At 69.9% G+C, this 21,147-nt stretch carries 17 protein-coding genes; 9 read left to right on the top strand and 8 right to left on the bottom strand.

The window, feature by feature from the left end; genetic code table 11:
• Positions 1-23 precede the first annotated feature (23 nt).
• The 4 genes from FHX81_RS08135 to FHX81_RS08120 form a co-directional block, all read right to left on the bottom strand.
• Positions 24-1,088 (bottom strand): spore photoproduct lyase family protein, encoded by a 1,065-nt coding sequence (locus FHX81_RS08135; protein ID WP_246107690.1) that lies wholly within the window; start codon positions 1,086-1,088, stop codon positions 24-26.
• Positions 1,089-1,361: 273 nt separating this feature from the next.
• Positions 1,362-2,585 carry a hypothetical protein gene (locus FHX81_RS08130; RefSeq protein ID WP_246107689.1) on the bottom strand — a complete coding sequence of 408 codons (1,224 nt, stop codon included), beginning with the start codon at positions 2,583-2,585 and terminating at the stop codon, positions 1,362-1,364.
• Positions 2,582-4,096 (bottom strand): alkaline phosphatase D family protein, encoded by a 1,515-nt coding sequence (locus tag FHX81_RS08125; RefSeq protein ID WP_141976574.1) that lies wholly within the window; start codon positions 4,094-4,096, stop codon positions 2,582-2,584. The genes FHX81_RS08130 and FHX81_RS08125 overlap by 4 nt, the downstream gene beginning before the upstream one ends.
• Positions 4,097-4,336: 240 nt before the next feature.
• Entirely contained in the window at positions 4,337-5,344 is a 1,008-nt protein-coding gene (locus FHX81_RS08120; RefSeq protein WP_141976572.1) for a LacI family DNA-binding transcriptional regulator, read from the bottom strand.
• A gap of 200 nt (positions 5,345-5,544) precedes the next feature.
• On the opposite strand from FHX81_RS08120, the gene FHX81_RS08115 reads away from it, so the two are divergent.
• Positions 5,545-8,268, top strand: coding sequence for an AbfB domain-containing protein (locus FHX81_RS08115; protein ID WP_141976570.1), 2,724 nt, complete (start codon positions 5,545-5,547; stop codon positions 8,266-8,268).
• A 55-nt stretch (positions 8,269-8,323) separates the two neighbouring features.
• Complete coding sequence (locus FHX81_RS08110) at positions 8,324-8,623, top strand: hypothetical protein (protein WP_141976568.1); 300 nt, start codon at positions 8,324-8,326, stop codon at positions 8,621-8,623.
• On the opposite strand, the gene FHX81_RS08105 is transcribed toward FHX81_RS08110, so the two are convergent.
• Complete coding sequence (locus FHX81_RS08105; RefSeq protein ID WP_211363422.1) at positions 8,563-9,141, bottom strand: hypothetical protein; 579 nt, start codon at positions 9,139-9,141, stop codon at positions 8,563-8,565. The two genes, FHX81_RS08110 and FHX81_RS08105, sit on opposite strands and share 61 nt — an antisense overlap.
• A gap of 273 nt (positions 9,142-9,414) precedes the next feature.
• Here FHX81_RS08105 and FHX81_RS08100 point away from each other — a divergent pair, with 273 nt between their 5' ends.
• The 4 genes from FHX81_RS08100 to FHX81_RS08085 all read left to right on the top strand — a co-directional run bounded on the left by FHX81_RS08100 (position 9,415) and on the right by FHX81_RS08085 (position 14,999).
• Positions 9,415-9,804, top strand: a complete 390-nt coding sequence (locus FHX81_RS08100; RefSeq protein WP_141976566.1) for a toll/interleukin-1 receptor domain-containing protein — start codon at positions 9,415-9,417, stop codon at positions 9,802-9,804.
• Positions 9,805-9,815: 11 nt separating this feature from the next.
• A complete protein-coding gene (locus FHX81_RS08095) occupies positions 9,816-13,262 on the top strand; it encodes an NACHT domain-containing protein (RefSeq protein ID WP_211363421.1) in 3,447 nt (1,148 codons plus the stop codon).
• Positions 13,263-13,335: 73 nt separating this feature from the next.
• Positions 13,336-14,385, top strand: a complete 1,050-nt coding sequence (locus tag FHX81_RS08090) for a sensor histidine kinase (protein WP_141976562.1) — start codon at positions 13,336-13,338, stop codon at positions 14,383-14,385.
• On the top strand, positions 14,382-14,999 hold the full coding sequence (locus tag FHX81_RS08085; protein WP_141976560.1) for a response regulator: 618 nt from the start codon (positions 14,382-14,384) through the stop codon (positions 14,997-14,999). The genes FHX81_RS08090 and FHX81_RS08085 overlap by 4 nt, the downstream gene beginning before the upstream one ends.
• A 2-nt stretch (positions 15,000-15,001) precedes the next feature.
• Here FHX81_RS08085 and FHX81_RS08080 read toward each other — a convergent pair whose 3' ends face one another.
• Positions 15,002-16,201: a S8 family peptidase gene (locus FHX81_RS08080; RefSeq protein ID WP_141976558.1), complete on the bottom strand. Its 1,200-nt coding sequence runs from the start codon at positions 16,199-16,201 to the stop codon at positions 15,002-15,004.
• A 262-nt stretch (positions 16,202-16,463) separates the two neighbouring features.
• On the opposite strand from FHX81_RS08080, the gene FHX81_RS08075 reads away from it, so the two are divergent.
• On the top strand, positions 16,464-18,293 hold the full coding sequence (locus tag FHX81_RS08075; RefSeq protein WP_141976556.1) for a DNA/RNA non-specific endonuclease: 1,830 nt from the start codon (positions 16,464-16,466) through the stop codon (positions 18,291-18,293).
• Positions 18,290-18,439, top strand: a complete 150-nt coding sequence (locus FHX81_RS40365; protein ID WP_170231973.1) for a hypothetical protein — start codon at positions 18,290-18,292, stop codon at positions 18,437-18,439. The genes FHX81_RS08075 and FHX81_RS40365 overlap by 4 nt, the downstream gene beginning before the upstream one ends.
• A gap of 60 nt (positions 18,440-18,499) precedes the next feature.
• Here the strand turns inward: FHX81_RS40365 and FHX81_RS08070 are convergent, their stop codons facing one another.
• A complete protein-coding gene (locus tag FHX81_RS08070) occupies positions 18,500-19,084 on the bottom strand; it encodes a CGNR zinc finger domain-containing protein (RefSeq protein WP_141976554.1) in 585 nt (194 codons plus the stop codon).
• Between the two features lie 84 nt (positions 19,085-19,168).
• Between FHX81_RS08070 and FHX81_RS08065 the strand changes: the two genes are divergently transcribed.
• Positions 19,169-19,951: an MBL fold metallo-hydrolase gene (locus FHX81_RS08065; protein ID WP_141976552.1), complete on the top strand. Its 783-nt coding sequence runs from the start codon at positions 19,169-19,171 to the stop codon at positions 19,949-19,951.
• A gap of 97 nt (positions 19,952-20,048) precedes the next feature.
• Here the strand turns inward: FHX81_RS08065 and FHX81_RS08060 are convergent, their stop codons facing one another.
• Positions 20,049-21,056 carry a TerC/Alx family metal homeostasis membrane protein gene (locus FHX81_RS08060; RefSeq protein ID WP_141976550.1) on the bottom strand — a complete coding sequence of 336 codons (1,008 nt, stop codon included), beginning with the start codon at positions 21,054-21,056 and terminating at the stop codon, positions 20,049-20,051.
• Positions 21,057-21,147: the final 91 nt, after the last annotated feature.

Below are 21,147 nucleotides of genomic sequence, written 5' to 3'. Positions count from 1 at the left end.
TCCCGATTTTTCCTCTTCAACCCTCAAAATGCATACCGAACCCTCAAATAAGGCGCACTCCGCTCGACCACCCCGAGCAACTCATCCAGCAACCCCCGCTTGAGCCCTCGTCGGTACCGAACGTTCACCCCACCCCCTTCACTCCGCTTCACCTCCTGCAACTCGGGCCGCCACAACACCTCCTCCGCTCGTGGGTGCCACCGCAGGTTCACCTCGTGCAACGCCTGGTTGTGGGTGAGCATGATGATCTCCGCCGCCAACTGCTCCCGCGTGGGCGCCGACACCGCGTCGCCCAACGCCTCCAACAACTCCCGCCAGTCCTCCAACCAACCGTCGTGCACCACCACCGGGCTGAGGTTGACGTGCACCTCGTACCCCGCTGCCCGGAAGTCGTCCAACGCGGCGAGCCGCTCTCCGACGGGACTGGTCCGAATGTCCAGGAGCTTCGCCGTCCGCTCGGGCATCAGCGAAAAACGCACCCGCGTGCGCCCCCGCGGATCCCACTCCAGCATTTCCCGGTTCACGTACTTCGTCGCGAACGACGCCTTCGCGGTGGGCAGCCCCCGGAACAGCTCCACCAGGTCCCGCACGTTGTCGCTGACCAGAGCGTCCACCGAACAGTCCGAGTTCTCGCCGATGTCGTACACCCACGCCGCGTCGTCCACCTGGCCGGGCTCGTCCATCGGCCCCTGCCGGGCGACGTGCCGCCTCAAGTACCCGGTGATCTGCTCGATGTTCGCGAACACCGTGATCGGGTTCGAGTACCCCTTGCGCCGCGGGACGTAGCAGTACGCGCACGCCATCGCGCACCCGTTCGCCGTGGACGGCGCGATGAAGTGCGCCGACCGGCCGTTGGGTCGGGCGCTGAGGGACTTCTTGACCCCCAGCACCAGCGCTTCCCGCTTGATCCGCACCCAGCGTTGGGCGTTGGCCTCGTCACCGTGCAGCTCGGGGATGCGCCAGTGGCTGTCCACCTCGACGCGTTCCGCCTCCGGGAACCGGTCGAGCACTTCTCTGCCGCGCGGGAGGTCGGCGGCGGCGGGCTCGAAGTAGATGCGGGTGGGGGAGACGAGGAGCTGCGGGGTCACACGTCCAGTGTCCGAACGGGACCGACAAGATCGCACGTCGGAGGGGGTCTTGTGGGGCGACTCACGTCGGAGTACGGCCGACCTTCGGCGCGGCGCGGGTGGTGCGGATCCGGCTCGGTGGTCGGGTCCGGCTCGATGTGACATGGGCCCGTGCGGGTACTCCAGGCAGGCCGAAGCCGGCAGCACCGGAGCCCATGTCACATCGAGCCTCCGCGGTTCGCGGTTTCGGCCCGATGCGCGATGGCACGGCAAGTCGGGAATCGCCGGGTCGGGTCACCAGGTGCTGTTGACGAGGCCGGTTCCCAGGTAGACCTGGTCGAATCCGTTGCCGTCGTTGTCGTCGGTGTAGACGACGGTGATCCGGCCCCAGGCGTCGACGCCGAGTGCGGGCTCGTCCTGGCGGCCCGTCGCCGTCGACACCGTGACCTGGCGCGGTAGGCGGCCCTCGACGGTGCCGTCGGCGTTGAGGCCTTGCGTCACCACGTCCTCGGCCTCCACCGACGACACGACGGCGTTGAGCTGGTCGTCGATGCCGATCTGCGGGTCCGTTCCCGGCACCAGCGCGTCCGCCTCCGTCCGCGCCGCCCCACCGGCCGCGAACGAGCGCACGCCCACCTGGGCCGTGCCGGTGTGGTCGGTTTCCCACGCCACCACGTGGTCGCCATTGAAGTTCGCTGCCACGACGGGTCGGCGTTGTTGGCCGCCGCCGTCGGAGTTGGCGGTGCCCTGTGCCACCTTCACGCCGCCCGAAGGGGTCAGGACCTTCCGGCCGATGTTGTAGTAGCCGTTGCCGTCGCCGTCCTCGTCCCACACCACGATGGCGTTGCCCGCCGCACCCATGGCCACGTCCGGCCGCTGGTGGGTGCCGCCCGTGGTGTGCACCTGGGTCTCGTAGGTCTTCGACGTCACGGACGCGAAGCCGGCCACCCGGACCGTCGCGTTCGTGGACGCCTGCTTGTCCTCCCACGCCACCGCGAAGCCGGTGCCGTCGGGATCGGCGGCGACGGCCGGGTTCAGCTGCTGCCCGTCGGCGGCGGCGTTGGCCCGCGCCGATCCGGTGACGGTGCCGCTGGTGTCCAGCGCCCGCACCTGGATGTTGTAGTAGCCGTTGCCCTCGCCATCGTCCGCCCACACGACGACCGCGGTGCCGTTGTCGTGCACCGCCACGTCCGGCTGGACGTGCCGCCAGTTGCCCGTGCCGCCGGTGGACAGCTTCTTCTCGTAACGGGACACGCCGTCCTTGAACAGCCGGACCCACACGTCGCTGTGCACGGGGTCGGTGGGCGTGGCGTCGTCGCGGTCGTCCTCCCAGACCACGGCGGTCCAGCCGTTGCGGACGGCGGACACGGCCGCGTTGTCCTGGTCGCCGGTGGCGGTGCTGTTGGCGGCGGACCACGTGGCGGCGGCCGACGCGGTGCCGGTGCCCAGCAGCATCAGCGCCGCTGCGGCCGGCACGGCGAGCAGCTCCTTCATCGGGCTCGGGTTCGCGTTCCTCATGGCGCCTGCAATCCGGGGTTGCCTGCCTGGACGACGTAGCTCTGCAAGGTCCGGACCGGGTAGTCGCGCGTGGTGACCCGGTCCAGGAATCGGAAGTCGACGTTCAGCTGGGTCGGGGTGGTGACGGTGCGGACGTAGCCGCGCAGGTTCTTGTAGAACTTCACGTGCGGGTTGAGGCTGGACACGCCGGTGTCGGTGGCGCTGCCGTCCCCGCCGGACGTGACGGACGTGGTCACCAGCTCGGTGCCGACGACCCGGTCCTGCGCGGTGTAGTCGTTCATCAGGTCGGCCGCCCACGACCGGTGCACGTCACCGGTCAGCACGACGGTGTTGCGCAGCCCCGCCGCGTCCCAGCCGCGCTGCAGCCGGCCCCGGTTGGCGCTGTAGCCGTCCCACGAGTCCATCGACCTCGCGCCGTCGGCGGAGGCCAACTTCTGCGCGAAGAACACCTGCTGCCCCAGGAAGTCCCACGTGGCGAGCTTCTGCCGCATGCCGTCGAGCAGCCATGCCTCCTGGGTGGCGCCGATCAGCGTGCGGGCCGGGTCGTCCGCCTCCGCGCACACCTTCGTGCCGTCACCGCACGCCTGGTCGTCGCGGTGCTGGCGGGTGTCGAGCATGTGGAACGTGGCCAGGCTGCCCCAGCGGATCCGGCGGTACAGCTGCATGTTCTCCGCCACCGGCGCCTGCGCGGCGCGCAACGGCATGTGCTCGTAGTACGCCTTGTACGCCGCCGCACGACGTGCCTTGAAGTCCCCGGCCGGGGAAGTGTTGGCGCGCACCAGGTTCGCGTAGTTGTTCTCGACCTCGTGGTCGTCCCACACGACCAGCCACGGCGCGGCGGCGTGCGCGGCCTGGAGGTCGACGTCGGTCTTGTACTGCGCGTGCCGCACCCGGTAGTCGGCCAGGTTCGCGATCTCCTCCGCCGACGGCGCGAACCGGCGCACCTTGGTGGTGGTAGCGCCACCTTCGTAGATGTAGTCGCCCAGGTGCAGGATGAGGTCCGGGTTCTCCTCGGCCATCCGCCGGTACGCGGTGAAGTAGCCCTCCTCGTAGTGCGAGCAGGACGCGAACAGCATGGTCAGCGACGGGCTGGTGCCGACCGCGGGCGCGGTGACGCCGCGGCCGACGGGGGAGATGTGCCCGGCGGCGCGGAACCGGTAGAAGTACTCGCGGCCGGGCTGCAGCCCCGTCACGTCGACGTGCACGCTGTGCGCCCACGACTGCGCCGCGGTGGCCGTGCCGCTGCGCGCGACCCGGGTGAACCGCTGGTCCGTCGCGACCTGCCACTCCACCGCGACCGAGGCGCTGCCCATGCCGCCGAGGCCGTCGGCGTTGAGCGGGCTGGGCGCGAGGCGCGTCCAGATGACGAAGCCGTCCGCGGTGGGCTCACCGGAGGCGACGCCGAGCGTGAACGGGTAGGAGATGGCGTTCGCGGTGGTGGGCGCGAGGACCGTCACGCCGGCGCTCGCGATGCCGCCGGCGATGAGCGTTCGTCGGGTCAGTGGGGACATCGGCGCTCCTTCGTGCAGGGCCGGGAAGAACGCGTTCCGGTACTGCGTACACGCCGAAGGTGATCAGTGGCCATCCCCGGCGTGTACGCCCGGTGGAGGGGCCGAAGTGCCGTCGCGCCCACCCGAAGTCGTCCGACGACGACACCGCAGGTGAAGAGCTGTCCAATTAGCCGATGTATTGGTTACAGAAGAACCTGCCGAATCGACCCGAGTTCATCCGATCGGGAATTCCCATGGCGGTCACGCCGCCGTGCCGCCGCCCGTGCTCTCCCGAACCTCGAGGGAGAACGGCGTGCGCACGTGCTCCGGCGGCCGTTCCGGGTCGTCCACGCGCCGCCGCAGCAGGTCCACCGCCGCCCGCGCGATCGCGGCCTTGTCCGGCGCGACCGTCGTCAACGACGGCAGGCTGTACGCGCCTTCCTCGGTGTTGTCGAACCCGACCACGGCCACGTCCGCGGGCACCCGCACGCCGCGTTCCGCGGCCGCCCGGACCGCGCCGACGGCCAGCAGGTCGTTGAAGCAGAACACCGCGTCCGGCGGCTCGTCCGCGGCGAGCAGGCGCGCCATCGCCTCCGCGCCGTCCCGGCGGTGGTAGTTGACCGCGGTCGCGACCAGCTCGTCGCGCACCGGCAGGCCGGCCTCGACCAACGCCTTGCGGTAGCCCTCCACGCGCTGCGCCGCCGTGCCGCGGTGCGGGTGCGCGCCGATCGCCGCGATCCGGGTGCAGCCCAGGCCGACCAGGTGCGCCACCGCCGCCCGTGCCGCTTCCACGTTGTCGATGCCGACGTGGTCGATCGGCAGGTCCACCGAGTGCTCGCCGAGCATCACCACCGGGATGCCGGGCGCCAGCTCGTCGAAGTCGCGCACCTGCAACGCCTCGGGGCTCACGATCGCGCCGTCGATCATGTGCGGGCCGAGCGCCGCCAGCGTGTCCCGCTCACCCTCGCGCGTGCCGAGGGTCTGCTCGATCAGGACGTTCCACTCCTGCTCCTGGGCCGCGCCGAGCACCAGCCCGGCCAGCTCCGCGAAGTACGGCACGACGAGTTCCGGCAGCACGAGCGCCACGAAACCGGTCCGGCCGCGGCGGAGGTTGCGGGCGCCCAGGTTGGGCCGGTAGCCCGTGGCGGTCAGCGCCTCCTCGACCCGGCGGCGGTTCTCCGGCTTCACGAACGCGTAGCCGTTGACCACGTTCGACACCGTCTTCACCGACACGCCGGCCAGCGCGGCGACGTCCTTGAGCGTGGCCAAGGGGCGCCTCCGGTGCTCCGGGTCGATGTCGGCAGGGCCGTTCTCGGGAACGACCGGGATCGTAGCCGGCCGGGGCACCGCTTTACAACGTTGTACCAACGATGTAAGAACGGCAAGTGACCCAGGTCACGAGCACCGGCACTCCTGAGCAACCAGAGCACCCACGTCACCAGCACACCCCTGCCGATCGTGGAGCCACCATGCGCAAGCTGTTGTCCGGCCTGACCGGACTGCTGGTCCTGAGCACCCTCGTCCTCGCCCTGCCCGGCACCGCCGCGGCGGCCGTCTGGCAACCGAAACCGGCGCCCCTGACGACACCGTGGACCGGCCAGGTGTCACCGACCAACGCGCTGCCCGAGTACCCGCGCCCGCAGCTGGTCCGGTCGGACTGGCTCACCCTCAACGGCGTCTGGGAGTTCGCCGGCGCGCCCGACCTGTCCTCGCCGCCGTTCGGCCGCCCGCTCGCCGAGGGCGTGCTGGTGCCTTACCCGATCGAGTCCGCGCTGTCGGGGATCAAGCGGCACGAGGACCACATGTTCTACCGCCGCACGTTCACCACGCCGTCCGGCTGGAGCGGCCGGCGGGTGAAGCTGAACTTCGGCGCGGTCACCTGGGAGACCCGGGTCTGGGTCAACGGCGTCAGCGTCGGCACGCACACCGGCGGCTTCGACGCGTTCTCGTTCGACATCACCAGTGCGTTGCGCGCCGGTGCGAACGAGGTGATCGTCGGCGTGCGGTCGACCGTGGACGGGAGCTCCTACCCGATCGGCAAACAGCGCCGGAACCCCGGCGGGATCTTCTACACGGCCGCGTCCGGCATCTGGCAGACCGTGTGGCTCGAACCGGTGGCGGCCAACCACATCACGCGCCTGGACACCACCCCGGACGTGCCCGCCGGCGTGCTCGACCTGGTCGTGCAGGGCACGGCCGGCCAGCAGGTGCGCGCCGAGGTGCTGACCGGCGGGCGTGTCGTCGGCACCGCCACCGGCACCACGGGCGCGCACCTGCGCGTGCCGGTGCCCAACGCGCGGCTGTGGTCGCCGGACGACCCGTTCCTCTACGACCTGCGCGTCACCCTGGGCAGCGACGTCGTGACCGGCTACTTCGGCATGCGGTCCCTCGGCAAGGCCGTGGTCGGCGGCGTGATGCGCCCCCTGCTCAACGGCAGGTTCGTGTTCCAGCTCGGCACACTCGACCAGGGCTACTGGCCGGACGGCATCTACACCGCGCCCACCGACGCCGCCCTGAGGTTCGACCTGGAACGGCAGAAGGCGCTCGGCTTCAACATGGTGCGCAAGCACATCAAGGTGGAACCCGCCCGCTGGTACTACCACGCCGACCGGCTCGGCCTGATGGTGTGGCAGGACATGCCCTCGCTCGACGCCGTGGACGACGTGCCCAACGGCCGCGCCCACTTCGAGTCCGAGCTGCGCCGGGTGGTCGACCAGCTCAAGGGCATCACGTCGATCGTGCAGTGGGTGCCGTTCAACGAGGGCTGGGGCGAGTACGACGCGGGCCGGATCGTCAACCTGGTCCGGTCGATCGACACCACCCGCCTGATCAACCACAACTCGGGCTCCAACTGCTGCGTCTCCGACCCCGACCCCGGCAACGGCGACGTCATCGACGACCACGCCTACCAGATGTCCGGCGCCACCCGGCCGCCCGACGCCAACCGGGTCGCCGTGCTCGGCGAGTTCGGCGGCCTGGGCCGGCGGGTCGTCGGCCACGAGTGGCAGCCGGGCGCCGGGTTCGCGTACGGCGACCTGTTCCCCGACGAGGCGTCGCTGACCGGGCGGTACGTGGAGATCACCAAGGAGGTCGGCCGGTTCGTGCACACCCGCGGCTTGTCCGCGTCCGTCTACACCGAACCGTACGACGTGGAGAACGAGGTCAACGGCTTCTACACCTACGACCGGCAGGTGCTGAAGGTCTCCGAGGCGCGGGTCCGCGAGGTCAACCAGCGGGTGCTGGCCATCGCGGCGGGCACCGAGGTGGGGCGTGGCGAGGCGATCTCGCTGCGCGTCACCACGGCCGGCCACACCGACCGGCACCTGCGGCACCGGGACGGGGTGGCGCGCACCGACGTGATCACCGACGACCTGGGCCGGCTGGACGCCACGTTCTGGGCCCGGCCGGGGTTGGCCGACCCGGCGTGCCTGTCGTTCGAGTCGCGCAACTTCCCCGGCAGGTTCCTGCGGCACTCGGCGTTGCGGGTGCGGTCGGACGCGGGTGACGGGTCGGCCGCGTTCGCGTCGGACGCCACGTTCTGCCCGCGCGCCGGTGCGGGCGGCACGGTGCTGGAGTCGCGCAACATGCCCGGTCACTACATCCGGCACTACCAGGAGAACGCGTACCTGGCGCGGTCCGGCGGACCGAACCCGTGGGACACCGCGACGAGCTTCGCGGCCGACACGACGTGGGCGGCCGTCGTGCCGCTGTGGCGCAGTGGCGCGGACCTGCCGCTGGACCAGGCGCGGTCGTTCCGGGTGACCACGGCCGGCTTCACCGACCGCTACCTGCGGCACCAGGACGGCCTGGCCCGGACCGACGTGGTGGCCCCGGGCAGCTCGGCGTTGCTGAAGGCCGACGCGACGTTCGTCGTGCGGCGGGGACTGGCCGAGCCGTCGTGCTACTCGTTCGAGTCGCGCAACCACCCGGGCCAGTACCTGCGGCACGCGGCGTTCCGCGTGCGGTTGGGGGCGTCGGACGGCACCGACCTGTTCCGGCGGGACGCGACGTTCTGCGCCCAGCCGGGGGTCGGCGGGGTGCGGTTGGCGTCGGTGAACGAGCTGGGCGCCTCCGTCCGGCACTACGCGGAGGAGGTGTGGGTGGCGGTCAACGGTGGTGCTCACGCCTACGACAACCCGACGTCGTACGACGCGGACGTGAGCTGGGCGGTGAGCGCGCCCTGGACGCCGTGACGCAGGTGTGAGTCCTTTGTGGACCCGCACGGCGGTGCTGCTACCGTGCGGGTCCATGAGGGGTTGGGCCGTGCTCGGCACGGTGCTGCTGTGCGTTCTCGCGCCGGTCGCGATCGTGTACGGGTTGATGGCGTTCACCCCGACGGGCAGCTGCGACTACTCCGTGTCGGGCGTGTGCTCGTACGGGCGGCTGCCGATGATCGTGGCGTCCGGCGGAACCGCGCTGGTGTGGGCCGCGTCGGCGGTGCTGACGTGGGTGGGCACCCGCGGCCGGCGACCCCGGGTGTACGTGCCCTACGCGGCGCTCGTCGTGATCGTGCTGCTGGTGGTGGTGGCCGGGCGGGTGGCCGGGTAGACCGATCGGGCGAGCCAGACCAGCGCCGCGCCGACGACGACGTGCAGGGCGCTGGTGAGCGGGGTGTCCGGCAGGCGTGCGGCGAAGGTGAGGACCGGCAGGGCGGTGGCGTACGCCCACACGGGCACCGGCGGGTGGACGTGCGCCCTGATCATGCTGATCCCGAACAGGACCGTGCCGACCGCGAACACCACCGCGCTGCCGCTCAGGACCGCCACGCTCGGTGCCGCGAGCGTCGGTTCGCCGAGGTGGAACAGCACGATGTTGAGCGCGTAGGCCGCCCCGCCGAACAACCCGAGCCCCACGAAGCTCACCGCGTACCCCACCGTGCCGAGCGTGGTGCGCGGCTGGCCGAGGAAGAGGGCGGTGACCAGCGGCGCGGCGAGCGCCGGCGACAGACCGATCACGAGGCTGGTGGCCGCCGTCTCCCCGACGAACCCCTCCACCGCCCCGGGCAGGCCGATGAACAGCCCCGACAACACACCGCAAACCGCACCGAACCGCATCAGGAACGTCATGCCGGGGACGCTATTGCCGCTGGTAGCGGCCTCGGGAGTGCCGGTCGGCCACTGTCGGGGGTGCCATCCGGCACGTGCCGCCGCAGCTCGCGAACGTCGGAACAGTCGCAGTCGACCAATGTGCATCCAGGGGAGATAAAGCTCTGCGAAGCTGATTGCGCCGCCCCGCTTTTGACCCGCGTAACACGCCGTCAGGTCGAGGCGATATAGGCCCGAGGGTCTGTGTCGAAGTGCTGTCCAGCCCGGGATCCTCGAAGCGGAGGGGAAGGCAGAATGGGCGTCAACGCTTTCATCAGTCATCGAGGATCCGACGCGTCGCTCGCCGAAAGACTGGCCACCGAGTTGAAGAATGCCGGTGTCGACGTGTGGCTGGACAACTGGGAGATCAACCTGGGTGACTCGATCGTCGAACGGATGCAGCAGGGTCTGTCGGGCAGTTCCTACCTGATCCTCTGCTATTCAGTCGATGGCGTTGCGGCGCCGTGGATCGGTCGGGAGTGGATGTCGGCGCTCGCTCGGCAGCTGGACGGTCATGCCGTCAAGATCCTCCCGGTCCGGCTCAGCGGTGGGCAGCCACCGGAGATATTAGCGGACATCAAGTACGCCGACCTCGTCCGTGATTGGGACGCGGGTGTCGCACAGCTTCGCCGGGCGCTCGTATGAGTACGCCTCGGGTGCTCGTGGTCGCTGCAGAGGGTGAAGAAGGGCTGGCCGATCTCCTCGCGGAGCCGATCGAGGCCGCGGGTTACCAAGTCATCCACCGCGGGACGCTGGTCGTCGGCGAATCCGTGCTCGCCGAAACCGAGAAGGCTCTGGCTTTCGACGGCCCGGTCGTGTTGTGCGGCACGATCCGCGCTGCGGGGATGCTCTGGACGTCCCGGGTCATCAACGCCGCGCGCAGCAGGGGCAACCATCGGGTCTACATCGTCCAGATGGAGCGCGACGCGGATGTGGACCGCTTCACCGTGGACGAAGTGATCGCGCGCTACGCCTCCGACCCGCAGCAGGCTATCGCGGGGTTGCTGCAAGCCCTCGGCAAGTACTACCCGTTGACGGAGTCGGACTCGCGGAGCAGCCACTCGGGTGCGGGTGATGTCGAAGAGAGCTACCGTCGGATAGCTCTGCGGTCACACGACATCATCGATCTGGCCAACCTACCGGAAGACGACCGGAACCTGGCGGCGAAGCAGTTCGAGCTCCGCCGCCTCTACGTGGCCCTTCGGGCTCAGCGGCAGACGTCCGGTGATTCCACGCAGGAGTGGGTGAAGAAGGCCGAGAAGGCGCGGAAGTGGACCAACGCCTCCGACGCCACGGATCGGCTGGCGATCGGGCAGTGCCTCGGCGAGTCGAAGCGGGTCGTCGTCCTCGGCGATCCCGGTGCCGGCAAGAGCACCCTCGTCAACTGGTTCGCGACGGCGTACCTGCTCAGGACGAGCAACTACGAAGCATGGAAGAACCTGCCGGACGTCGACACGCTACCCGACGCGGACTGGCTCCCGTTGGTCGTGCGGTGCCGCGATCTCGGCGCCGATCACCTGCTGGGTTCCATGAGCGACGCCATCCGTCAGGCGTTGCGGAAGCACGAGCTGTCGGACGACGACCTTGATGCCATGACCCGAATGCTCATGGATCGCTTGAAGGACGGCACGTGCCTGCTGCTGATCGACGGGCTTGACGAGATCGCCGACCCCGTTGCCCGGCGGAAGTTCTCCAAACAGTTGGAGAGGGTCCACGTGGCCTACCCCGACGCGCCGATCATCGTGACTTCGAGGATCGTGGGCTACCGCGAGATGGGGCATCGGCTGGGTCGCGGCTTCGAACACCTGGTGGTCACCGGGCTCAACCACGCCGACAAGACGGACTTCATTCGCCGCTGGGTCACCATCACCGAGGTGCCACACCGCCGGAAGAGGGTGACCGAAGAGCTCGTGGAGGCGATCCAGAGCAGCGATCGCATCTCCCGGCTCGCCGCGAACCCCATGCTCCTCACCACCATGGCCCTGGTGAAACGCAAGGTGGGCAAGTTGCCGACCCGTCGCGGCGACCTCTACTGGCACGCCGTCGAGGTCCTCTTGAACTGGCGCAGCGAGGTGGACCAACCCATCGAGAAGCAGGAGGCCCTGCCGCAACTGGAGTATATCTCCTACGCCATGTGCGATCGAGGGGTCCAGCAGTTGCGGGAAGATGAAATAATCGGCCTCCTGAACGCGGTTCGCGAGGAATTTCCGAATCTGCATGCGGTGCACAAGAGGGGATCGCATGAGTTCCTGCGCGAACTGGAGCGACGAACTGCGATCCTAGTCGAAGCGGGACGTGTGCGTCACGTCGGGGAATGGGTGCCGATCTTCGAGTTTCGCCACCTCACCTTCCAAGAATACCTGGCCGGTCGAGCGCTGGTGGAGAACCGTCTGCCCGACCGCGATAAATCATCGTCGCTGAGCGCGCGAGTCGCTCCGTTGGCAGGGCACACCAGTCGAAAGCGGAGGCCGCAGGGGACTGGCGAGGTCGTTGCGAGTGAGGCCTGGCGAGAACCTCTGCGCCTGTGCCTCACGTCGTGCCACGACGACGATGTCGATAACGCGCTTCTCGCCGTCCTGCGCGGATCCGGTGGACCGGAGAAGCCCGCCGTGCGCAGATCGCGAATCGTTCTCGCGGCACAATGCCTGGTGGACGAACCGAACGTGAGTTCCCGTGTCGCACTCGAGGTTCTCGAACAGTTCTCATCGTTATTCTTCAAGGTGAAGGTGGGGATCTTCGACAGTGTCTACCAGACGGCTATCGAGGTGCAGGGAAGCAGGTGGGGACGATCATTTAGATCGCTTCTGCTCGAAATCTTCAGGACTAAGTCCGACGCGCGCTGGATAATTTCCATGTTCTGGTTCCAGTCAGTAATTTTCTCGAGGCAGTTGCGGTCGCAGCCGTCGCGCACCCTTGCCTCGTTCAAAGCCGGGAACCGGATGGCCGGGATTGAATTCGCTCTTACCTGTGCCGGCCTGTTCCTGCGCAAACGCTTGTCGGGCGACATCATCTCCGGCCTCGTCGACATGTTAAACGAAGACACCTACCTGGCATCGGCTGCCTTGTTCGCGCTTGACTACGGTCGTTCGTTCGGTCGAACCGGGGAGACAAGTCTTTCGACCGACTTGCTACTGGCCCTCTATTGCAGGCACGACTTGGATGAGAATACTGAACGAAGTCTGACGGAAAGGCTTCGGGAGCGGAATGATCCGCGCATTCGAGTAGCATTCATCGATCGCTTGAGCGGGGCGCCTGACGTGCGAAAGGTGCTTGCCCTGTCCGGTATCGGTCGCGTCGGCAAACCAGAAGATCTCGATATCGTACTCGAATACCTGTCCGGCAGGGGGATTGATGTCAGGATAGCGGCTATCAATGCGCTGCGGGATCTGAACGAGAGAGCCGCGCTTCCTTACCTGGTCGAAGCCCTGGTGGACGAGAACAGTAGCATCCAACATGCCGCCGTGCGAGCTCTGGGAGGGCTGGCTGACCCGGCTTCCGAACCGCATCTGAGAGGGTTGATCCGGGCGGTCGATGTATCGGATGAACTTTTGTGCGACGTGCTCGTGGTTTTGGAGGCACTGCAGAGGCCTGAAAGCTTGCCGACGATCATAGAGGTCGCAGCACGCGGTGGAAGCGTTGCTGCAGCTGCTATAGGCGCTGCATCGAAGATCGGCGGACCCGATGCCGAGGAGTTGATCCTGGATGCTATCTCTAGCAGTGATATCCGGGCTCGTGATGCTGCACTGGAAGAACTCTACAGCGTCGGCTCCAAGTCGAACCAAGCACGAAAAATCTTCAATGCGATGCTTACGGCCGAGGATGTCGACGTTCGTGTCGCGACCTTCACTGGTTATGCGCGAGGCCTCGACAAGGTGGAACGCACGATATTGTCCCTAGACAAGGATGGCGTGAAGCCGTTCATCGATCCCGCTAATGCGTTGAGTGTGAGACGCATTCGGGAACTCGCTTCGGTCACGGGTATCACTCCGGAGGAAGTGCGGGAGAAATTGCTCGCGGTGTCGGATGCGTTGGGCTTGCGGTTGGTCGCAAGTACACGTGGTCGTCGGACGGCGGCGCCGCTCGGAGGTCCGGGCTCGACATGAGTGGCGCGCGACGATGGCCGCTCCGGCGTCGAAGGGGGCACCCGGCGGCTCGGGCGCGTCGTAGCCTACGGACGTGCGTCCTCTGCCGTGGTTGTCGCCCCTGCTGTGCGGGGTGGTGCTGGCCGTCGGGGGTTACGCCGGGTTGAGCGGGCTCGGGGAGGCGCGGTGGGTGCCGTTCGTCGGCGGGCTCGTCGCGCTCGTGGCGCTCGATGCGGTCGGGTCGCGGTGGGCGGGGTCGTGGGAGCGCGGGTCGGCCGGGGTCGGGCCGCGGTGGCGGCTGGTTGGGTTGACGGCGGTGCAGGCGGGGCTCGTGGTGGTGGTCGCGTTCGCCGACGGGTCAGGCATGGCGCGGGTGTTGTTCCTGCTGGTGCCGTTCGGGGTGTACTTCGCGTTCGGGCGGGTGGTGGCGGTCGGGGTCGGGGTGGCGGTGATGGCCTTCCTGGTGGTGGCGTTCCAGGTGACGGTGCCCGGGTGGACCCGGTCGGTGGGGCACGTGTCCGACCTGGTGATGTTCGGCATCGGGGTGGTCCTCGCGGTGGTGATGGCGGAGATGGCGGCGGCGGGGGAGCGGAACCGGGTGGCGCGGGACGTGCACGACGGGATCGGGCACCACCTCACGGCGGTGTCGGTGCTGCTGGAGAAGGCCGTGGCGTTCCGGCAGCAGGACGCCGAGGTGGCGGATCGGGCGATCGAGGACGCACGGCAGTCGGCGCGGCAGGCGTTGGAGGACGTGCGCACGTCCGTCCGGGCACTCCGCGAGCCCTTCCGGTTGGGCGACGCGCTGGTGCGGCTCACCGGACCCCTCGGGGCCGATGTCACGTGCACGGGTGACGAGTCCCGGTACGCGACCAACGTCCTGCTGGCGCTCTACCGGGCCGCGCAGGAAGGCATCACGAACGCCGTGCGGCACGGCGGCCCGGACGTCACCGTGACGGTGCACTGCGGCCCCCGCGAGGCACGGCTGGCCGTCATCGACAACGGGAGCGGGTTCGCACCCGAACGGGAGGGATTCGGCCTGCGCGGGCTCCGGGAGCGGATCGCGCAGGTCGGCGGGACGGTCGACGTGACGTGCGGAGCGGGCACCCGGCTCACCGTGGTGGTGCCGAGAAGGGCGGCGGCGTGAACGACGTGCGCGTGGTCGTCGTGGACGACCAGCAGCTCATCCGCGAGAGCATCGCCGCCCTGCTCGACCTCCAACCCGGCATCACGGTCGTCGGCACGGCCGGTGACGGGCGGGTGGCGGTCGAGGTGGTCGCGGCGCAGGACCCGGACGTCGTGCTGATGGACGTCCGGATGCCCGTGCTGGACGGCATCGACGCGCTCGGCCTCCTGCGCCACGAGCGGGCCAAGGTGGTCATGCTGACCACGTTCGACGACGAGGAGTACGTGGTCCGGGCGTTGCGGGGCGGCGCGAGCGGCTACCTGCTCAAGGACCGCCCGGCGGCCGAGCTCGCCGCCGCCGTGCGGCTCGCGCACGCCGGCGTCGTCCAGTTCGACCCGGCCGCGGCGGCCCGCCTGGCGGCCGCGGTGACGAGCGACCGCCCCGACGGGCTCACCGAACGCGAAGTGGACGTGCTGCGGCTGGTCGCCGCCGGCCGCACGAACCGCGAGATCGCGGGACGCCTGCACGTGAGCGAGGGCACGGTGAAGAACCACGTCTCCCGCATCCTCGGCCGGCTCGGCCTGCGCGACCGCACGCAGGCCGCCGTCTACGCCCGCGACCGCGGCCTGCGGTAGTCCTACACCGGGATCATCCCCATGAACAGCAACAGGTTCGGCGACCCCGTGCCCGGGTTGGTGATCACGCCGGGCGTCGAGTTGGCCCGCAGCGCCTCCGCCACCGCCACCGCCGAATCACCCGGGAACCGGTGCCGCCACAACGCCGCGACGCCCGCCGCGTGCGCCGACGCCGTCGAACCGCTGATGGTCGAGTACGCGGTGTCCGACGTACCCCACGCCGACGTGATGTTCACGCCCGGCGCCCACACGTCGATGCACGACCCGTAGTTGGAGAAGCTCGCCTTCGCGTCGTTGGCGTCCGTCGCCCCCACCGTCGTCGCCAACGGCGTGCTGCCGGGGGAGTACGCGCACGCGTCCGCGTTCGAGCCGCCGGACACCACCGAGTAGTGCACGTTCGCGGTGATCGACCGGGTGATGGCGTCGTTGAACGCCTGGTTCGCCGCACCGCCGAGCGTCATCAGCGCCACCGCGGGCCGGCCACTGGCCGCCGCGTCCCGGGTCGCCCAGTCGATCCCGGCGATGATCTGCGAGTACGTGCCCGAGCCCTGGCAGTTCAGCACCCGCACGGACACCAGCGTCACGTCCTTGGCCACGCCGGTGGTCCGGCCGCCGACCGTGCCGGCCATGTGGGTGCCGTGGCCGTTGCAGTCGTTGCCGGGCGGGGTGACGCCGCCGACCGCGTCGTAACCGGGCACGGCCGCGCCGTCGAACTCCTGGTGCGTGTACCGGATGCCGGTGCCGAAGACGTACGCCCGCACGGACGACGCGGTGTTCGGGTGGAAGTACTTCTTGTCCAGCGGCAGGGAGCGCTGGTCGATCCGGTCCAAGCCCCAGGACGGCGGGTTCGGCTGCACCACCAGGTCCTGCGCCACCAGGTCGTTGCCCGGCAGCCCGACCCGCAGGTCCTGCGCCACGTAGGCGACGCGCGGGTCGGCGGCCAGCCGTCGGGCCTCCGCCGCGCCGGCCCGCATCGCGAACCCGGGCAGCGCCGTCCCGTACGTGAACGTGACCTGCGGCGCGGCGGACCGGGCGGCGGCCAGGTCCGAGTGCCGCTTCAGCACCACGATGTAGCTGCCGGCCACGGCCTGCGGGTGCTGCGCGTACAGCACGTCGGCTTGCGGCACGGGTGCGGCATGGGCGGCCGGCGCGGCGAGGCCGGCCAGCAGCGCGCTCGCCACCACTACGTATCCGATCTTCACGGCTCCTCCAACAGGGCAGGGTGTCGTCGGGGAACGTGCTCGTCCTTGAACCACAGCACGCGCACACGTGCGGCGACAGGTCCGATCAGAGTTCAACGATCAGTCGTCCGATGGTCAACTTTCAGCCTTCTCGGTAGTGGAGACTGCATTCGGTGGCTACCTACTACGTCGAACGGGTGAATGCGGTGGGTCCGAGCTAACACCGGATCGGGGGACGTCGACAGCAAGGCCACCGACGCGCGCACACAGGGGGTTTGCGCTCATGGTCAAGAAGAAGAACGGTGTGACCGCCTCGCTGCGGCGGTTCGTGCGCACCAAGGGCGCGGACTACCTGCGGGACCCGAACGTCTCCTCGATCGGGATCGGCTACAAGGTCGCCGACGGCAAGCCGACGGACGAGATCGCCATCCAGTTCACCGTCCGGCAGAAGGCGGAGCCCGAGGCGTTGCGGGCGCTCGGCACCGCGCTGCTGCCGGGGACGATCGAGGTGGACGGCGTCCCCGTGCCCACCGACGTGCTGCAACGCGACTACCGCGTCGACTTCCACGTGGTGGAGGAGACGGTCAGCGACGTCCGCAAGACGCGCGTCGACCCGGTGGTGCCGGGCGTGAGCGTGGGTCACGTGCGGATCTCCGCGGGCACGGTCGGCTGCGTCGTGCACGACCGGGTCGACGGCACGCCGTACGTGCTGAGCAACTGGCACGTCCTGCACGGCCCGAGCGGCGCCATCGGCGAGGACGTGGTGCAGCCCGGCGTGCACGACGACAACCGCACCGACCGCAACCGCCTCGGCCGGCTCGTCCGGTCGCACCTGGGCGCGGCGGGGGACTGCGCCATCGCCACCATCGAGGACCGGCGGTTCGAGTCGGAGATCCTCGACCTGGGCGTGCGGATCGACGAGCTGGGCGAGCCGGAACTGGGCGACAAGGTCGTCAAGAGCGGTCGGACGACCGGCGTCACGCACGGCGTCGTCCGGCGCGTGGACACCCTGGTGAAGATCGACTACGGCCCGGGCGTGGGCCCGCGGCAGATCGGCTGCTTCGAGATCGGGCCGGACCCGGCGCGCCCGGCGGCCGGCGGCGAGATCAGCATGGGTGGCGACTCCGGTTCCGCGTGGGTGTTCAAGGCGGCCAACGGTCGGACCGGTCGGACCATGGCCGGCCTGCACTTCGCGGGCGAGGCAGGTGACAGCCCGGACGAGCACGCGCTGGCGTGCCTGCCCGGCTCGGTGTTCGAGAAGCTCGGCATCACGCTCAGGCCGCCGCGCGAACCGCAGACCCGCGCCGCGCTGGTCGGGTTCGACGAGAACTTCCTCGGCACGCCGGTGGGCGTGCCGGAGCTGGGTGAGGCGACCCGGGCGGACGCGGTCGAGCTGAACGGGTCCGTCGTGATCGACTACACGCACTTCTCGCTGGCGCAGAGCAAGTCGCGGCGGTTCGCGTTCTGGGTGGCGTGGAACATCGACGGCGGCGACCTGAAGTCCGTCAACCGCACCGGCATCCCGTTCGTGCTCGACCGGCGGGTGCCGGCCGAGTTCCAGGTCGGCGACGAGCTGTACCGGGGCAACCGCCTCGACCGCGGTCACCTGGCGCGGCGCGCGGACCTGCTGTGGGGGCCGAAGGCGGTGGCCGAGCGGGCGAACGTCGACTCGTTCTTCTTCACCAACATCACGCCCCAGATGGACGACTTCAACCAGAGCATGCGACAGGGCCTGTGGGGTCGGCTGGAGGACGCGGTGCTGTCCGATGCGGACGTCGACGACCTCAGGGTGAGCGTCTACGGCGGCCCGGTGTTCCAGTCGGACGACCGGGTGTTCCGCGGCGTGGCGCTGCCGCGCGAGTACTGGAAGGTGATCGCGTTCGTGTCGGCGGGCACGCTGACGGCGCGGGCGTTCGTGCTCACGCAGAACCTGAACCAGTTGGAATCGCTGGACCTGGACGAGTTCCGCGTGTTCCAGGTGCGGCTGGACGAGGTGGAGCGGCGGTGCGGCTTCACGTTCCCGGCGGCGCTGCGAGCCGCGGACACGCTGGTCGTGCCGGAATCGCTGGACGAGCGCGCACCGCTGGAGGCGTTGACCGACATCCAGTGGTGAGCGCCGCGACCTGCGCGCGTCCCGGCGGCAACGGCAGGTGGCCGAACAGCCGGGTCGCCTGCCGCGTCGCCCACACCGGCCGCCGACTGCCGAAGGTCGGCCGCTTCGCCGCGTCCACCGCGAGCGCCCGGCTGCGCCGCACGTAGTCGCAGATCTCCCGACCGGAATCCTCCCATCGGGCGACGGCGGACGCCTTCCGTCGTCGGTCAGCCGGCCTTCTGCGTGCGACGGGCGTAGGCGCGCGCGGCGCGGGCGCGGTCGCCGCAGCGCGTGGAGCACCAGTGCCGGCGGCCGTGGCGCAGCAGGTAGCGGTTGCACGGCGGCGAGCCGCACCGGGTGAGGCGTTCGGCGTCGGGGCCGGTGAGGAGGTCGGCCGCGTTGGCCGCGAGCGTCGCGAGGGCCCGGTCGAGGATCTCGTTGGTGGGGCACGGCGTCGCGCGGTAGGGGCCGGTCGTCTCGTCCCACTGCAACAGGGCGGCGGTGGGCGCCTTGCTCAACGCGTCGTTGACGGCGGACAGCGCCGAGGGCAGGGCGGGCACCTCGGCGACGCGTGCGGCGAACAACGACCTCAGGTTCTCCCGCAGCGAGCGCAGTTGGCTCGCGCACATCTCCCGCACCCCGGCGTCGGCCGGGGCGAGGCCGCGCTCGAACAGCCACTGGTTCGTCGCCGCGGGCGTGCCGAGCAGGTCGATGAACTGCCCGCCGGGCAGCGCCAGGGCGCTGTTGACGAAGTCGAGGGCGAGGTGGTCCTCCGCGCCCGGTGCGGGCGGCGGCACAGGCTCGTCGGTCACCCTCTCATGGTACGAGTTGTGTTTTTCCGTGAGAAGGGGCTACCGTCACTCACGGATAACCACTAGATCATCCGTGAGGTTCTGATGACCGACACCCTCGGCCGGCGGCTCGCCGTCCGCGTGCTCGGCGGTCCGACCGCCCTGTTCACCTACGGTGGGCTGACGTTCCTGACCGACCCGACGTTCGACGAGCCGGGCGAGTACCCGGTGCCGCGCGGCCTGCTGACCAAGACCGCACCGCCCGCCGCCGCGCCGGCCGACCTCGGCCGCGTCGACGTGGTCCTGCTCTCGCACGACGAGCACCCCGACAACCTCGACCGCGCGGGCCGCGCGCTGCTCGCCGACGTCCCGCTCACCCTCACCACGCCCGGCGGCGGGCAGCGGCTGGGCGGGGGCGCCCGGGGCCTGGCCGACTGGGAGCCCGTCCGGCTCGACCGCCCCGACGGCGGCTCGCTCACGGTGACCGGTGTGCCCGCCATCCACGGACCGCTGGACCGCGCGGAGGTCGAGCCGATCACCGGCCAGGTCGTCGGCTTCGTGCTGACCGGTGACGGCCTGCCCACGGTCTACGTCAGCGGCGACAACGCCTCGTTGGATGCGGTCGAGCAGATCGCCGCGCGCTTCGGCCCGGTGGACACGGCCGTCCTCTTCGCCGGCGCTCCCCGCTTCCCGATCCTGTTCGACGGCCGGACCATCGTGCTGGACAGCGCGCAAGCCGCGAAGGCCGCCGAGGTCCTGGGCGCGCGCCAGGTCGTGCCGGTCCACTACGACAGCTGGTCGCACTTCACCGAGGGCCGGGACGCCTTGATCGCCGCGTTCACCGCCGCCGGCCTGCGCGACCGGCTGACCCTGGGCGAACGCGGCTGACCTCGGACCGCCTGGCCGCCGAATGGGCAGGCGGCGGCGACCCGGCACAGGGGGGTGGGTGCCGTCGGTCGCCGCCGCCAAGAGGGGTGGGCCGTGATCAGTCCGGTGGGGCGGTCGGTTGCTCGACGCGGCGGCTGGAGCGCAGGCTCGTCACGGTGACGGTGGCGAGCACCAGGATGATCACCGCGAGGGAGAGCGGCGTGGGGATCTCGGGCACGGCCGGCCAGATCCCGTGCGCCCAGTGCAACACCAGCTTCGCGCCGATGAACGCGAGGATGATCGCCAGGCCGTGGTTGAGGTGGACGAGCTTCGCCAGCGCGGTGTGCAGCACGAAGTACAGGGCGCGCAGGCCGAGCAGGGCGAACGCGTTGGTGGCGAACACCAGGTAGGGGTCGTCGGTGATGCCGTAGACGGCGGGCACGGAGTCGACGGCGAAGACCACGTCGGTGGCGAACACCGCCACCACCACGACGGCCAGCGGCGTGAGCGCGCGTCGGCCGTTCTCGCGGACGGTCAGGCGGGCGCCCCGGTAGTCGTCGGTGACCGGCATCAGCCGGCGCAGCAGCCGGACCGACCGCATCCCGTTGATGTCACGCTCCCCGGCGTGCCCGGCCATCGCCTCGCGCAGGATCTTCACCGCCGACGCGAACAGCACCAGCCCGAACACCAGGAACGCCCACGTGCCGGCCGACAGCATCGCCGCGCCGGCCGCGATGAAGACGCCGCGCAGCACCAGCGCGCCGACGATGCCGTAGAGCAGCACCCGCTGCTGCACCTCGTTGGGCACGGCGAAGGCGGCGAGCAGCAGCATGAAGACGAACAGGTTGTCCACCGACAGCGACTTCTCGACCACGAAGCCGGTCATGAACTCCAGCGCCCGGTCCGCGTCGAACGCCTGCCACAGCCAGAACCCGAACGCCACCGGCAACGCGAGGTAGAACACCGACCACCCGGCGGCTTCGCGCAGCGACACCTCGTGCGGGCGGCGGGTGACCACGAAGTCGGCCACCAGCAGCGCCACCAGGACGGCGATGCTGGTCAACCACAGACCCGTCGACCCGATGGGCTCGGCCGGGCTCGCCGAAGCGGCGACGTGCACAGGCATCAAGGGCTCCTCGAACACCGAAGTCCGAGGTCTCCTTCACCCTTGTCGGGCGGCCTGCCGGGGACATCGACGAGATGTCCGTACTGACCGG

The organism is Saccharothrix saharensis, assembly GCF_006716745.1.
Taxonomy (GTDB): domain Bacteria; phylum Actinomycetota; class Actinomycetes; order Mycobacteriales; family Pseudonocardiaceae; genus Actinosynnema; species Actinosynnema saharense.
The sequence above is the reverse complement of the archived record's forward strand: the minus strand, read 5'-3'. Positions and strand labels throughout refer to the sequence as shown.

Bases quoted from the DNA above. Each gene is read 5' to 3' on its own strand.
- FHX81_RS08060 (WP_141976550.1), bottom strand. From the start codon at position 21,056: ATGCCTGTGCACGTCGCCGCTTCGGCGAGCCCGGCCGAGCCCATCGGG.
- FHX81_RS08100 (WP_141976566.1), top strand. From the start codon at position 9,415: ATGGGCGTCAACGCTTTCATCAGTCATCGAGGATCCGACGCGTCGCTC.
- FHX81_RS08065 (WP_141976552.1), top strand. From the start codon at position 19,169: ATGACCGACACCCTCGGCCGGCGGCTCGCCGTCCGCGTGCTCGGCGGT.
- FHX81_RS08105 (WP_211363422.1), bottom strand. From the start codon at position 9,141: ATGACGTTCCTGATGCGGTTCGGTGCGGTTTGCGGTGTGTTGTCGGGG.
- FHX81_RS08130 (WP_246107689.1), bottom strand. From the start codon at position 2,585: ATGAGGAACGCGAACCCGAGCCCGATGAAGGAGCTGCTCGCCGTGCCG.
- FHX81_RS08115 (WP_141976570.1), top strand. From the start codon at position 5,545: ATGCGCAAGCTGTTGTCCGGCCTGACCGGACTGCTGGTCCTGAGCACC.
- FHX81_RS08075 (WP_141976556.1), top strand. From the start codon at position 16,464: ATGGTCAAGAAGAAGAACGGTGTGACCGCCTCGCTGCGGCGGTTCGTG.
- FHX81_RS08110 (WP_141976568.1), top strand. From the start codon at position 8,324: ATGAGGGGTTGGGCCGTGCTCGGCACGGTGCTGCTGTGCGTTCTCGCG.
- FHX81_RS08125 (WP_141976574.1), bottom strand. From the start codon at position 4,096: ATGTCCCCACTGACCCGACGAACGCTCATCGCCGGCGGCATCGCGAGC.